Genomic DNA, 14,188 nt, shown 5'->3' with positions numbered 1-14,188 from the left:
GAAGGTGCTAAATCCAAGCTGCAATAACAGCACAATTATTCTTAACCCGTAGCTTATTAGTCTGAATATTTCTACATAATTGGTATTTTTTCTCGATCTTTTACTCGGTTTTGTGATATGTATTTGATACGAGCTTTCTTATGTGCTTAAAAAGTACGGCAGAAAACGCTAGATAATGGAACGGCTCGGCCGAGTTGTGGGTACAAGGAATGATGGAAATGAATTTATCGGTAGTGATGCGAACCTTGTTAGGATTTGTTGTCTTGTTGCTATTATTAGTGGTTATGGCTGTGATTGGCCAAATCAATATGCGAGGTGTCGAAGCGCAGCTGAAAAGAACCGTTGAGCAGCTTACGCCGATGACCGAGCGCGCTAATCAATTGTCGGGCTTATTGCTTAATTCTGCGCGGATGGTTGGTTTACATAGTGGAAAAAAGCAAGCCTCCGAACTCAGCGACTTAGAAACCAAGTTAGCGTCGCTTAGTCAGCAGTATCTAAATAGTTTTCAACAATTACTAGAGCTGGGACGTGATGATGCGCAATTGAGCGAAGGCCTCTCGGAATTAGCTAAGCAACAACAGCTGATTAGCAGCACTTCGGCGCAACAACTCGAAACGCGTCACCAGTGGTTAGCCAGTACTGAAAAATTAGCAGGCTTACGCAAACACTATAATCAAGAATGGGTCTATTTTAAAGATGATGCAGAACTCTTAGTTGATAGTGTTGAAGATGGCGCTCAATGGATTGCCAAGGGGATCTTAGGTGATGGGATGGGTTTGAGCCGCACGGTGAATAATGTGTTTACGGCGCAAACTGCAGAAGATAGTCAACGTTTGTTAGGCGTGATTCATACCTACTATGATTCAATGCTAAGCAAGCGTGAACAGTTGAAAAAAGATGATCCGGTGAGCGCCGGTGACTTAGATGCTTATTTCGATTTATTAGCTAAATCTTTTAGTGAACAGGGCCTATTTGCAGTGGTCGCTAGCATTAGTCAATTACAACATCAGCAACAACTTAATTTAGCGCAATTAAATCAACAAACCGACACCGCCTTAGCGATGTTGGACAGTATTAATCAGCAGGTTTCATCGATCATTCATTCTGCGAGTGAGCAGGCTCGTCAAAGTACTTATATGGCAACCTTGCAGATGCTGGCCGCGATTGCAGTTTCGTTGGTGATTGCCTTAGTGGTTGCCTGGAGTGTGACTCGAAGTATTCGATTGCCCTTGAAACGAACCTTGGATCAAATGAAACGTTTGGTTGACGGTGATTTTAGTCAGCGAGTCAAGTTACAGCGTAATGACGAGTTTGGGCAAATTGCTAACCAATTGAATACACTTACCGCGCAGCTTAGTCAAACCATTGAAGCGATGGTTAGTAATGCCTCACAATTAGAGGGGAGTGCACAGCAAGGCTTAGCGGCAAGCCAGCATACTCGTGGTTTGATCCGTGACCAACAACAGCAAACCGATCTGGTCGCGGAAGCCGTCACTTTGATGGAAGTTGGTGTGCAAGATGTGTCGCAGCAAGCTAACGTTTCACGAGATGAAATCAGCGCGGTATCGGCTTTAACCGAGCAAGGGCGGGTTGCGGCGCAAAGTACTCGCGAGACCACCAATCAATTGCAATCAACCATTACTCAAGCGAGTTCTCAGGTGATTGATCTTAAACAGCAATCTGATGGCATTAGTTCTATTTTGGATGTTATTCAAGGGATTGCTGAACAAACCAATTTATTAGCCTTAAATGCCGCGATAGAAGCCGCCAGAGCGGGAGAGCAAGGTCGCGGTTTTGCGGTGGTTGCCGATGAAGTTCGAAGTCTTGCGAGTCGGACGCAAAACTCCACGGTCGAAATTTTTCAAGTAATTGATACCTTGCAAAAAGGTGCTGAGTCAGCAGCCAAGTTGATGCAGCAAGGTGAAACCATGGTTGATAGTTGTATGGTGCAGGCCGAGCAAAGTGACCAACAGTTACAATCAATCGCCGAATTACTGAGCCAAATTAGCGAACGTAGTCAAGATATAGCCAGAACTGCGGAAGAGAAACTCACGGTAGCGACTCGGGTTGCCAGCAACGTGAGCAAAATTGTCGAATTGGCTGAGTTAGCTAACCGCGATGCTCAAACCAGCGAAGATGCCAGCCATGCCCTTAAAGCGCAGTCGGCACGACAACTTGGTCAGCTAGCAACCTTTACCTTAGACGCCGCGTCTTAGTTTGGTTGTTTAAGAGCGACTGCATATATTGATGGAGTCGTTCGTTTAAACAGCGAAGTCATGATAAACGCTCCCCCAGCGGTTAGTGCATTGCTTACTGAGGGCTTAAGGCTTGCCCTCTCTTTATTTCCGCTAAGCAAGCTCTCTGGCTGAAGTGACTTACCTTGTGTAAGGTGAAACGATAGTGGACTTAAGTCTGATCGCTGGAACAACTTTATAATAATAGTTTGATAGTCATAACTTTTTTAAATATTGCTCATTGCTTCGCCAATTTAAGCATTGCTATAGTTCTCCCTCTAATTCAATTTGCCTCAAGATAGTTTGATTCATCTGATTGCTTACAACTTATTTTCGGCGGATTTGAATAATTAATTTTGGTCTGCTGATATACGTAGTATTGGGCGTCAATAATTATATCGGCATATCCTTTGATTTTTATAGTTTGTTATATGAGTTGATGGCAATAAGTCTCTGGCTCAGGAGGCTCGAGGAATAGCATGGATGGCAAACAGTTACACTCTCTAGCTTGTCAGTTGATGATCGAAGGTGGCACATTAGACTCGTCATCCTTCGCCGAGTATCTCAGTCAACATACAGACGCAAGCTTTAGCCAAGAGCAGCTTGAGCTAGCGATCACTGCCACACATCAGCAGCTCAATAAAATGTATCGTCAGCAGCATGCCATCGCCGCCTTACCCAATGGCTTTGCCGATTCTCTGAATCAATGGTTTGTCCAGCTCAATCAATCTATCGAGGCGCGGGTTGATAGATTGACGCAAGAAAAACAACAGTCTTGGGATTCTGGGCGGCTTGAGTTAATGGCCCAACATCAGCAGCAATTAGGCGAACAAGCCACTAAGTATCAGACTTTGGAAGCTGACATGATTGGCTTACGTACTCAGTTAGCAGGAGCGGTTGAGAAAACCAGTGAACTACAGACTGAAGTTGATCAATCCAAGCAGCAGCAACAGTTGCTCAAGGCAAGTTTGGAAGAGGCAGAACAAGCGCAAATGCAGGCGCAGCAACAACATGCCAGTTTGAGTGCTGAAAATCAGGCCTTAAGCCAAAACTTACAGCAAGTACAAAGCCAGCTTGAAGCTTATCAACAGCTTGAAGAAGAGGCCACCTTAGAGCAATCAGAGCATGAGCAGCATTTACGTCAGCAACTACAAGCCAGCCGAGAAGCGCTCGAACAAGAGTTGGCGCAGGGCAAGTTGCGGGGAGAGGCTCAAAGTGAATTGAGTCATCAAGCTCGCGAACTTGCGACACGTTGTCAACAGTTGGAACAACATAACCAGCACTTAGATAGCTGTAAGGCCCTACAACAGTCTCAGATTGAGCGATTAGAGCTACAATGTCAGTCTTTGGCTGAGCAGTTAAGTCAACAGACCGCGCAGCAGGTTCAGCGGGAGCAAGTGGCGATTGAGAGCGAAACCGTGTTACGTGAGCAGCTGACTATTTTAGAGCAGGGCAAGCACGCTGCTGCTCAGCAAATAGAGCGTTTACAACAACAGTTGCAAGAGTACGTCGCTAAATTGACTCAACAAGAGGCGGAGAGGCAAGCTTTAGTCGAGCGTCGCCAATCGCTGAAAAATCAGCTAGCACAAGTCTTACCGGAACTTGAGCAATATCAGCAAACAGAAGTAAGGCTTCAGCAGCATGTCGCTCAACTAGAGTCTAAATATTTGGATAATACGGCTGAACTGAGCCAGTTAAAAACCCAGCTTGCAGCAGCGAAGTCTCAGCTCCAGTTGAGCCAGGATATGGCGGAGAACGAGCGTCAACGGCAGACTGAACAACAGCAGACAGAACTTCAGCAACAGTTGGGTCATTTACAGGCTAAGTTTGGTAAAGAACAACAGGGTCATCGCTTAACAAAGTTAGCGTTAAGTCAACTGGAAGAACAGTTGCTTGATGCGCAGATAGAAAATAGTACTTTTCCAGGCAAGTTGAATGTGCTTACCGAGCAGTTGAACGCTGCCGATTTGCTGAATGCCCAGTTACAACGGGAGGTGAAAGAAGCCAACCAAGATATTGCGAGTTTGAGCGATGCGAATAGCAAATTAAATCGTTTATTGAATCATTCGGCGAGCAAAGGAAAGGTCTAATACTCAATCTCGTGTATCGCGATATGGGCTTCGGATTAAGGCTTACACTGCTTATTTAGCCATAATGAATGCACTCTGTATAAAGGTCTGGCTTAGCTCAATAAAAATGCCTGAGTCGTTGCAACAAAATTTTCTGAGCGCGGTGTTGAAAAGCTCTTTTTTATCACGGCTTCGGCTGTCATCTTATGATTTAATGCGTTTTCGACTAATTGCCGATACAAATTGAACTGCTGTTCGGCATATTTTAATTTATATTGTTCCTTAATATAAAAATATTGCTCAAGGTTATTTTTATACAATGCTAATAAGCTTTCTGCGACTTCAAGTTCTTTATATGCTCGTCTAATAATCTCTTGCTTGGTTAATCGCAGTTCCATGAATAAGTTTGCGTTGTAGCGCCAGGCATTTCTCTCTTTTTCGTAACGCCACATATCAAGATAGCCTGAACAGGCATATATCTCGGTGACTTGTTGGTCAAAATGTGGTTCTTTAATCAGCCTGGATGTGATGTCTGCTAATGACTGAATCTTATTCCCCATTATCTTTCTGACAGACTTTAGAATGTCATTGGTAATTTCAGTTTGCTTGTTAATTGGGTTAAAACTTAATGCAAAATCAATTTCTTCTTTACTTGCTTGGTATATGCAGTCTTTAATCACCGAGACACGCTGTGAATCAGCGATATCCTGAGGGAGGCAAGTATCACTATTGGCAACTAACGCCAAACCCGCGTATTCATAAGACTTAGCCACCAAACGAGAACAAAACTGCTTTTTGGTTTCTAGTTTGGAAAAAAATTTTGCGCCCGCATTCACAGCACTTAATCTTGAATAGGATGAGCCAACTTGTAGTCGAGCAAATTCAATGGCTTTCTTGATGGGCTGAGGATCGTTAACTCTTACCACCTGGACATATTCAGGTTGTTCCAAAATCATCCGTTGTAAATTTCCGGAATGCACCCCTTCAGGATCAGAATGAATATAGCTAGATTCACCGACATATAATATGACATGTGAATACGCCGACCTCGTTAAGGTTCGTATGGTTTTACTTGGTTTTTTGTCGGAACAAGTAAGAATAATATCCCCTTGTTTTAATCTTTCCCTATTTAAGAGATACATGCACCACCCTCTAAACTAAAAGCTCATCAGGAGGGGAAAATCCTCTATTGTTCAGGGACTTCCCCAACATAACTCAATTGATAATTTAAAAGCTAACATATAATGGGCGATTAATCAGTAGATTAAATTTCGAACTTTGCGCCTAAAATATGATCTGAATCAGTGCTGGGCGTGTTGAGCTAGCTGTGCTTGGCCGAGCAATCTCATGTTGAGCACGCAATATCTGGAAATCTTTTGTATTACGGAAAGTACTCTCTTGGTTCTTTGGGGGATTTGTTGCGGCGTAGCTGACAATCCAATGGCTTCATTGTATTTGGATATCGCTTTACCTTACTTGCCATTAATTTTGGTGATGCAAGTGATAGGGGGGTAGCGCTGTGGCGGGCTATAGAGGGCATAGCCCAATTTTTTGGGGAGCCCTTTGGCTGGTATTTGTGGCGCATTTCTACAGCATTATTGCCGATTGATATCGAATGAGGTCATCAATCGGCTTTGTCTTGATTTAGATAGCTTGAAAAATTATCCAACTAACCATTTGCTAAGATCAAGCAATTCTAGGAGCATCCAAAAATTGAGTGGGAATTAAATCTTCAATATGTTTTGCGATGTTTATGGCCATTAAGTCATTCCCTCTATCCGCGACAATTTGAAGTCCTACAGGTAATCCGTTGACTTGACCGCAGGGAATCGACAATGCGGGTTGCTGCGTGAGATTAAAGGGGTAAGAAAATGGCGTCCAATCCATCCAGTGTTTTTGCTGTTGAGTCTCGGTGTTTTGGCCTGCTTCAAAGGCCGTACGAGGCAGAGTTGGGGTGATTAAAATGTCGTAGTTTGAATGAAAGGCCTGCATGGTGCGTCCTAATTCGGCTCGTTGATCGACAGCCTTCATATAGTCGACGATGTCAATCTTACTCCCCTGTTCACCAATCTTGAGAAAACCAGGGTCGAGCAATTCGCGTTGTTTTTGACTGAAGCCAGAGATTACTTTCGCAGCCCCAGCAAACCAAAGCGTTGAAAAAGTATCGATGGGATCTTGGATGTTGGGCGTGACTCGCTCCACCTTTGCGCCCAGTTGCTCAAGTGATGTGACAGCAACATCAATTAGTTTGAGTATTAGAGGATCAACATCGACGTAGCCAAGCGTTGGGCTGTAGGCTATTTTGATGCCATCGAGAGGCTGTTTATTGGCATCGCTCCAAGTCCCGCTAAAAACACTGTTTGAGTACCAATCCCTGATGTCGGGGGTCGCGACGATATCCATCATTAACAAGCTGTCTTGAACCGTTCTGGTGATTGGTCCGAGGTGAGAAAGAGTTGTCATCGCGCTTGCGGGCCATTGAGGTATGTAACCAAATGTCGGTTTTATACCAAATACTCCGCAGAAGGAAGCGGGGATCCGTATCGAGCCTCCAGCATCACTGGCCTGGTGTAGAACCCCCATGTTTAAAGCTGCTGCGACAGCAGCACCACCAGAAGATCCTCCAGAGGTTTGAGTTGTTTTCCAAGGGTTTCTGGTGATACCGGTCAGTCGACTATCGGTTACGCCCTTCCAGCCGAACTCGGGGGTGGTTGTTTTACCAAGTATCACCGCGCCAGCCTGTCTCATCTTTTGGGTAAACGGAGCATCGACGACAGCCAAGTCTTCAGAACTGGTCAATGAGCCGCTACGGCTCGGCCATTTAGCGACAGAGGTTAAGTCTTTGATAGAGCTAGGTATACCATCGATTTTGCTGAGCGGGGCTCCTTTAAACCAACGCGCTTCGGATTGTTTTGCAGCTTTGAGCGCATCCTGCTCAGCAATAAAGCAGTATGCATTAACCGAAGCGTTACACTGCTCAATCCGTTCCAGTGAAGCTTGAGTCGCTTCAACCGGAGAAAGTGCTTTGGATTGGAACAGCTGGCTGAGTTCGACCGCTGTCATGTCTGCTACATGAGTATGTTTGGAATTAGTCATTTTCGAAGATCCCAGCAGCAGATAATAGAACATTCAGTAGCACAGAGGCTCCTGCACCAAGGTCTTCTGCCTTTGCTCTCTCGAGTTCATTATGACTTATCCCTCCCTCGCAAGGGACGAAAATCATTCCGGCAGACGTCACGTCGGCCATAAAAATAGCGTCATGTCCCGCACCACTAACAATATCCATATTCGGGTATCCTAAGTCGGTGGCCGCAGTTCTTACTTGATCGATACATTGGCTGTCAAAGGAGATGGGAGGAAAATCGGCAGTTGCGCTTATGTTTATTTGAAGGCCGTATTTTTGAGCCAAGGTATCCACTTTGCGATATAAGTCTTGGGTCATTGCTTCGAGTACTATTGAATCTAAGTGTCTGAGATCGGCCGTCATTTTTACACGACCAGGAATCACATTGCGAGAGCTTGGAAATATCTCAAAACAGCCAACTGTTCCTCGGCCATGAGGCGCATTTTGCAGGGCTAATTGATGTATAAATTGGAGTAATTCAGCACCAGCAACGGCGGCATCTTTTCGAAGGTGCATGGGGGTTGGGCCTGCGTGAGCTTCTATGCCCGTTATTTCTATATCAAACCACTTTTGGCCAAGGGCTCCAACCACAACGCCGATCTGTTTCTGCTGTTCTTCCAGTACTGGACCTTGCTCGATGTGTGCCTCGTAATAAGCGGTGACTTTATGGCCAAGATGGCTTTTGCTACCGTTATAATCAATTTGATTGAGCGCATCTTGCACTGAGATCCCAGCATCATCTTTTGTGGATAGCGCTTCGTCGAGTGAAATTTTTCCAGTAAATACACCAGATCCCATCATGCATGGCGGAAATCTTGAGCCTTCTTCGTTGGTCCATGCGACAACTTCGATCGGAGCAATCGTTTGTATGTTCAGGGCGTTCAAGGTACGTATTGCTTCTAAACCAGCCATCACACCAAAGCAGCCATCAAACTTACCACCAGTTGGTTGGGTATCAATGTGGGAACCTGTCATGACAGGGGGGAGATGATTGTTTTGACCAGCTCTTCGTGCAAAAATATTACCGATCTCATCGATTAAAACCGTACAGCCCGCGTCTTCACACCACTTCTTAAATAAGTCTCTGCCTTGTTTGTCTCGCTCGGTTAGCGCCAAGCGATTTAAGCCACCTTTTAGGGTATGGCCAATTTGTCCATGGGTCATCAAACTGTCCCAAAGACGTTCGGTGTTTACCTTGATCTTCCCTAAGCTAGGTGATCGTTTATTCATTTGCATACAGCGTTTCTTCCACTAAACCGCAAGATATCGATTTTTAATCTCGTCTTGTTTGCTAAATTCTGTTTGAGAGCCTTGGTAAACAATTTCACCAAGCTCGATCACGTAGTGTTTGTCGGCTAACTTCTCGCATACCGATAAATTTTGCTCAACCAGAAGCACGCCAACACCAGCTGCGCGAATCTGAGCGAGGATCCGGATGATTTCGTCAACGATGACGGGGGCGAGACCCTCTGTTGGTTCGTCAAGTAGCAGAAATTTTGGGGCATTGACTAAAGCTCGCGCGATCGCGAGCATTTGTTGTTCACCCCCAGATAGGGCGTTGCCACCGTTCTTTCTGCGTTCTTTGAGGCGCGGGAACATTTGATAAATGTCTTCAAGACTCCAGGGACTACGCTTGTTGATTGCAATTTTGAGGTTCTCTTCAACGGAAAGAATGCCAAAAATGCCTCTGTGCTCCGGTACCAAAGCAATCCCGCGTCGTGCGATTTCGTATATTTCTTTACCAACAAGGTTTTCCTCATCTAATAGCACTTCTCCTTGCTGCGCTTTAACGATACTCACGATAGTTTTTAGGGTGGTGGTTTTACCGGCACCGTTTCGTCCCAGCAGTGTCACAATTTCACCAGACTCTATTGCCAAGTCAATTCCGTTTAAAATATGGCTTTTACCGTAAAAAGAGTGCAGGTTGTTGATCACTAATCTACTCATTGCCACTTTCTCCTAAGTATGCTTTTTTAACCAATTCATCCCCTTTGACTTCTTCAGGAGAGCCTTCGATTAAAATATTGCCTTGGTGCATCACGGTGATCCGGTCGGAAATAGACATCACGAGTCGCATATTATGCTCAATCAGCATGACCGTATGATCTTTGCCTAGTTCTGAAATTAAGCCGGTCATCATTGGGATATCATCAACGCCCATTCCTGAGGTCGGTTCATCAAGCAATAGTAATGATGGGGATCCGCAGAGTGCCATACCAACTTCCAGTATTCGTTGTTGTCCATGTGATAACTCACCGGCCAGTTTGTCAGCCCACTTATCTAATTGAATTCTTTCCATCACTTCATCGGCTTTTAGCAAATGCTTGTGGTTGGCGGTTTCAGGAACCCAAAACTTGAGCGCACTAAGGCCGTCTCGACCCTGAGCGGCGATACGTAAATTTTCACGTACATCTAAGTTTTGGAAGAGACTGGTTACCTGAAACGAGCGAGACATCCCTTTCGATACTCGTTTATGTGCCGCAAGATAAGTCAAATCTTCGCCATTAAAAAAGATCTTTCCACGGGTTGGTTTTCGTTCGCCAGTTAAGCAGTGAAATAATGAGGTTTTTCCGGCACCATTTGGGCCGATCACCGTATGAATTGAGCCTTTCTTGATCTTTAAATCAACACTTCCTACCGCAGAAAATGCCCCATAATCTAAGCCTAATTTAGAGGTTTCTAATAAGTAACTTGAGTTCATTTGGTCACCTCGGAAATAGCCTCTTGCTTGGATTTTTTAGATACCAATAATTTGGAACTTAAAGACCTTAGCCCCCCCCACAAACCCTCAGGAAGGAACAATACGACCGCTATCAATGCAGCTCCCAAGATCATCATCCACCTCGGCCATATCGATGAGAGTAGATCTCCTATCAAGACAATTGAGCCAGCCCCCAGAATGGAACCGAGTAATGAGCCGGTTCCTCCGATGATGGTCATAATCATGATGTTTTCTGACATGGCTAATTCAATGTTTGACAGCGGGGCGAAGTTTAAAAGAAGCGCGTAGAGAGCCCCAGCAAGGCCGGTTATCGCCCCCGAAATGACAAAGGCCATTAGCTTGAAATGGTTGGTTGAGAAGCCGACCGCCGAAGAGCGGCCTTCGTTTTCTCGAATTGCCACAAGGGTTGTTCCAAAGGGCGAATGGATCACTCTTCGGGCAAACACAAACACAATCACAAAAAGGCTTGCGACAAAAACATAAAATGCTTCGCTGCTCTGTAGATCGCTGATTGTCATTCCAAAGATTGCGAGCGCAGGCCGAGGTACATCGAGTAGCCCGTTATCGCCGCCAGTCCATTGACTAAATGTATAGGCTAAGAAATATGCCATCTGAGTGAAGGCCAGCGTAAGCATGACAAAGTAAATCCCAGTTCTTCTGATCGACAAAGCGCCAACGATTAGAGCCAGTGATGCACCAATCAAAATGGCCGTGGCTAGGGCTGCTATTAATCCAAAATTTAGATGGATCATGACTAATGAAGCGCTATAAGCGCCGCCGCCAAAAAAGATCCCCTGTCCGAATGACAAGAGGCCGGTATAACCTAGAAGAAGGTTGCAGGCTAATGCGGCGAGAGCAAATATTAGAATCTCTGTTGCGAGTGTGATGGAAGGAAGTAATATCGGCATTAACACAATCAATGCTAAGGCTAGGATGGTTATTCCGCCAAAAATAGAAGTCTTCGTATTCATCTTATGCTCTCCCGAATAATCCGTAAGGACGCAATAAAATGACCACTGCCATCGCGCCATAAATCATTAAGCTGGCACCTTGCGGCCAAATGGTGGTCATTAGACTTTGTACCAAGCCAACCAATAACCCGCCCACTAACGCGCCAGTGAAAGAACCCATTCCTCCAATGACGACCACCACGAACGCAATCCCAAGAACTTCTGGCCCTACAAATGGACTCACGCCTCTAATGGGTGCTGCGAGTACGCCAGCAAGACCTGCAAGACCGACTCCTAAGGCAAAGGTAATTGAGAATAAGCGATGGGTATGGGTTCCTAATAGTGAAACGGTTTCTGCGTCTTCACTGCCGGCTCGCACTAGTGCGCCAAATTTGGTTTTATCTAGTAATAGCCAAACCAGAATCGCAACCACAGCCGAAAAAGCAATCACAAAGAGTCGATATTCTGGATAGAAGAAGTCTCCGATTTGAAATACACCTTTCAGAGAATCAGGAGGCGCAACGTGCTTCCCTATTGGTCCCCATATTGAAATACAGAGCTCTTGAATGATGAGGGCAACGCCTAAAGTCACTAGAATTTGATAGGTGTGTGGAAGATGGTAGACCCTTTTGATCAAGGTTCTTTCACATGCCCAGGCAATGAGTGCGATACAAATGGGGACGGCAACCAGTGCCAGCCAGTAATTTCCAGTTACTGCGACGGCGGTATAGCTCAGGTATGCTCCCAGAAGATAAAAAGCACCGTGAGCAAAGTTCACAAAGTTAAGTAGCCCAAAAATGATAGTAAGCCCTACCGAGAAGAGGAAATAAATCATTCCAAGCCCTATCCCATTTACTGCCTGAAATAAATACAGGTTCATAATTCACCTCTAACAATATTGACGCGCCACTTCGTCAATTGAGCAAAGTGGCGTGGAACTTTTAAAGAGCTTTGCACTTGAGCGATGATTGGTCAGGGAAAGACTGTCCATAGCTGATAATGTCTGCAAAATCATCTGCATTTTTCATTTCTGAAGCGGCTTTACCTTTTAATAGGTAGTAGTTTTTCAAGACTTGGTGATCGGCGGCTCGAACGGTTTCGGTTCCAGTTGGGCCCGCATAAGACTTGCCCTCTAAAGCCTTGATGACAGCACTCGGTTCGGTTGAGCCTGCATCTGCAATGGCATCTAACAGAAGTTTGGTACTGGTGTAATCGGCCGCTAATGGGTAGTTGGGGGTGATACCATATGCATCTTTAACTTGCTTGACTAGGGCTGCATTGAATGGGGTGTCAACGGTGTGCCAATACTGTGCGCCGAAGTAGACATTTTCTGTGATATCAGCACCGAGTTCTTGGAATTGATCTAAGCCTGATGACCAAGTGACTAAGATGGTCATTCGATTTTTTAGGCCGAAGTTAATCGCTTGGCGTAAGGCATTAGAGGATTGAGCGCCGAAGTTTAGTAATAAGAGAACGTCTGGTTGAGCCGCCATTGCGTTGGTGAGGTAGCCAGAGAATTCTTGCTCTTGTAACGAGTGGTAACTATTACCCACATGCTCAATGCCAAGTTCATCAAATACGGCTTCTGCATTAGATAGTAGCGCTTCACCGAATACATATTGAGGGGTGATGGTATACCAACGTTTTTTTTCTGGGTGCTCTTTAAACAAAGGGATCACGGTTTCTCTGATAGCGCCGTAAGTTGGCACCGACCAACGAAATGTGGCGGCGTTACAATCGACACCGGTTAGCTCATCAGCACCTGCTGGCGTGATAAAGACGCCGCCAGATTTATTGATTTCCTTACCCAGTGCCAGAGACGTTGAAGATAGGGTGCCGCCATCAAAAAACTTGGCTTTATCTTGGCTAATCGCTTCTTGTACTTTACGAAGCGCTTTCCCTGCATTACCTTCGGTGTCGATCTCTTTATAAGTGGGTGTTTGCCCAAGCAATTTTCCATATTGCTCAACTGCTAATTTCGACCCCATATCTGCATACTTACCATAACTAGCAAAGCCTCCCGATAGAGATTTTACGCCATAAATTGTTACGGCTTCGTCTTGGGCAAGTGCAAGGCAAGAAGCGGATGCTATTGAGAATACAAGTGCAGTATGTTTCAAATATTTTTTAATCATCTTTAGTTCCTTTGGTGATGTTGGCCTTAAGGCTTGGTTTCATGGCTTGTAATTTATATTTAAGATCCCTTACATTTTTTTAGAAATTTCTCCGTCAAGCGTGACAAAGTGCATTTCTGCTTCACACATGTGCTCCCCCATCAGGGTTCGAACCTGGGTTTTATCTTGTTTGTCATACGCACTAATGAGTGCGTAGTGATAATCAACATTCGACTTTGTGAATGCGTAGTAGTCGATTAAATAGGCTTTTTTTAATACGACGAGATCTCTCAATAATTCGTTTAAAAATCGTCCAAAAAATCCCAGGACTGGATTTGGCGAAGCATCCGCTAACACATTGTGGAATTCCAATTCGGCGATTTTCTGCAGTCGCTGCTCTTCTTCTGTGCTTGGTTTTTTACTGCACTGATCGGTGTACTTTCTCAGCAATGAAAGTTCGTCTTCCGTCAAATGTCCGACCACAGACACGGCTATCTCAACCTCAACTAGTTTTCGCATTTGATACAGTTGTTCTGGGCTGATGTGACGAAAGTAAAGGTAGTTTCGCAAGGCTTTACTGGCTGGCTCGGTGCCAACTTCAGTCAGTGATGCACCGCCACCTGGACCTGGTTTTGTTTTGATCAAACCCTCAACTTCCAAGGCTTTTAATGCTTCTCTAACTGTTCCTTTGGAGATCTGATATTGCTCGATCAAATCTTTTTCACTGGGTAGACGATCCCCTGGCTTGAGTTCTTCAGACACAATCAGCCGTTTTACTTCATCGACAATTAAGTCTGATAGTTTTCGTTTGGTTTTATTCTTGAATTCGGATGTCATTTCAGCTCCCAAAAGATGCATGACAGAGTGAAAAATATTAAATACAAATCATTATGATTAATTACTTGGTTAGGTTTTCTGCAAATTGAGTGCCGAAGCTCCAATGAGAACTTGAATTATGCTGCTTTTATAAGCAGG

The 14,188-nt window shown here is 44.9% G+C and carries 11 protein-coding genes; 2 read left to right on the top strand and 9 right to left on the bottom strand.

The window, feature by feature from the left end:
- Window positions 1-218 precede the first annotated feature (218 nt).
- Both ACRRS0_RS17540 and ACRRS0_RS17535 read left to right on the top strand, forming a co-directional pair.
- On the top strand, window positions 219-2,216 hold the full coding sequence (locus ACRRS0_RS17540) for a methyl-accepting chemotaxis protein (RefSeq protein WP_432451924.1): 1,998 nt from the start codon (window positions 219-221) through the stop codon (window positions 2,214-2,216).
- A 497-nt stretch (window positions 2,217-2,713) separates the two neighbouring features.
- Window positions 2,714-4,324, top strand: a complete 1,611-nt coding sequence (locus ACRRS0_RS17535) for a hypothetical protein (protein WP_432451925.1) — start codon at window positions 2,714-2,716, stop codon at window positions 4,322-4,324.
- Between the two features lie 92 nt (window positions 4,325-4,416).
- Here ACRRS0_RS17535 and ACRRS0_RS17530 read toward each other — a convergent pair whose 3' ends face one another.
- The 9 genes from ACRRS0_RS17530 to ACRRS0_RS17490 all read right to left on the bottom strand — a co-directional run bounded on the left by ACRRS0_RS17530 (window position 4,417) and on the right by ACRRS0_RS17490 (window position 14,050).
- Window positions 4,417-5,445 carry a YiiX/YebB-like N1pC/P60 family cysteine hydrolase gene (locus tag ACRRS0_RS17530; RefSeq protein WP_432451926.1) on the bottom strand — a complete coding sequence of 343 codons (1,029 nt, stop codon included), beginning with the start codon at window positions 5,443-5,445 and terminating at the stop codon, window positions 4,417-4,419.
- Between the two features lie 544 nt (window positions 5,446-5,989).
- Window positions 5,990-7,399, bottom strand: coding sequence for an amidase (locus tag ACRRS0_RS17525; protein WP_432451927.1), 1,410 nt, complete (start codon window positions 7,397-7,399; stop codon window positions 5,990-5,992).
- Window positions 7,392-8,657 carry a Zn-dependent hydrolase gene (locus tag ACRRS0_RS17520; protein ID WP_432451928.1) on the bottom strand — a complete coding sequence of 422 codons (1,266 nt, stop codon included), beginning with the start codon at window positions 8,655-8,657 and terminating at the stop codon, window positions 7,392-7,394. Before ACRRS0_RS17520 ends, ACRRS0_RS17525 begins: the two co-directional genes overlap by 8 nt.
- Window positions 8,658-8,678: 21 nt before the next feature.
- Window positions 8,679-9,374 (bottom strand): ABC transporter ATP-binding protein, encoded by a 696-nt coding sequence (locus tag ACRRS0_RS17515; protein WP_432451929.1) that lies wholly within the window; start codon window positions 9,372-9,374, stop codon window positions 8,679-8,681.
- Window positions 9,367-10,128: an ABC transporter ATP-binding protein gene (locus tag ACRRS0_RS17510; protein WP_432451930.1), complete on the bottom strand. Its 762-nt coding sequence runs from the start codon at window positions 10,126-10,128 to the stop codon at window positions 9,367-9,369. The genes ACRRS0_RS17515 and ACRRS0_RS17510 overlap by 8 nt, the downstream gene beginning before the upstream one ends.
- On the bottom strand, window positions 10,125-11,120 hold the full coding sequence (locus ACRRS0_RS17505) for a branched-chain amino acid ABC transporter permease (protein ID WP_432451931.1): 996 nt from the start codon (window positions 11,118-11,120) through the stop codon (window positions 10,125-10,127). The genes ACRRS0_RS17510 and ACRRS0_RS17505 overlap by 4 nt, the downstream gene beginning before the upstream one ends.
- A 1-nt stretch (window position 11,121) precedes the next feature.
- Window positions 11,122-11,979, bottom strand: coding sequence for a branched-chain amino acid ABC transporter permease (locus ACRRS0_RS17500; RefSeq protein WP_432451932.1), 858 nt, complete (start codon window positions 11,977-11,979; stop codon window positions 11,122-11,124).
- Between the two features lie 61 nt (window positions 11,980-12,040).
- Entirely contained in the window at window positions 12,041-13,234 is a 1,194-nt protein-coding gene (locus tag ACRRS0_RS17495; RefSeq protein ID WP_432451933.1) for an ABC transporter substrate-binding protein, read from the bottom strand.
- Between the two features lie 69 nt (window positions 13,235-13,303).
- Window positions 13,304-14,050, bottom strand: coding sequence for a FadR/GntR family transcriptional regulator (locus tag ACRRS0_RS17490; protein WP_432451934.1), 747 nt, complete (start codon window positions 14,048-14,050; stop codon window positions 13,304-13,306).
- Between the last annotated feature and the right edge of the window lie 138 nt (window positions 14,051-14,188).

This window comes from Agarivorans sp. QJM3NY_29, assembly GCF_050870835.2.
Lineage (GTDB): Bacteria > Pseudomonadota > Gammaproteobacteria > Enterobacterales > Celerinatantimonadaceae > Agarivorans.
This window is presented reverse-complemented; position numbering and strand designations above follow the sequence as displayed.

Coding starts and splice junctions, on each gene's coding strand:
- ACRRS0_RS17540 (WP_432451924.1), top strand. CDS start 219: ATGAATTTATCGGTAGTGATGCGAACCTTGTTAGGATTTGTTGTCTTG.
- ACRRS0_RS17535 (WP_432451925.1), top strand. CDS start 2,714: ATGGATGGCAAACAGTTACACTCTCTAGCTTGTCAGTTGATGATCGAA.
- ACRRS0_RS17530 (WP_432451926.1), bottom strand. CDS start 5,445: ATGTATCTCTTAAATAGGGAAAGATTAAAACAAGGGGATATTATTCTT.
- ACRRS0_RS17525 (WP_432451927.1), bottom strand. CDS start 7,399: ATGACTAATTCCAAACATACTCATGTAGCAGACATGACAGCGGTCGAA.
- ACRRS0_RS17520 (WP_432451928.1), bottom strand. CDS start 8,657: ATGAATAAACGATCACCTAGCTTAGGGAAGATCAAGGTAAACACCGAA.
- ACRRS0_RS17515 (WP_432451929.1), bottom strand. CDS start 9,374: ATGAGTAGATTAGTGATCAACAACCTGCACTCTTTTTACGGTAAAAGC.
- ACRRS0_RS17510 (WP_432451930.1), bottom strand. CDS start 10,128: ATGAACTCAAGTTACTTATTAGAAACCTCTAAATTAGGCTTAGATTAT.
- ACRRS0_RS17505 (WP_432451931.1), bottom strand. CDS start 11,120: ATGAATACGAAGACTTCTATTTTTGGCGGAATAACCATCCTAGCCTTA.
- ACRRS0_RS17500 (WP_432451932.1), bottom strand. CDS start 11,979: ATGAACCTGTATTTATTTCAGGCAGTAAATGGGATAGGGCTTGGAATG.
- ACRRS0_RS17495 (WP_432451933.1), bottom strand. CDS start 13,234: ATGATTAAAAAATATTTGAAACATACTGCACTTGTATTCTCAATAGCA.
- ACRRS0_RS17490 (WP_432451934.1), bottom strand. CDS start 14,050: ATGACATCCGAATTCAAGAATAAAACCAAACGAAAACTATCAGACTTA.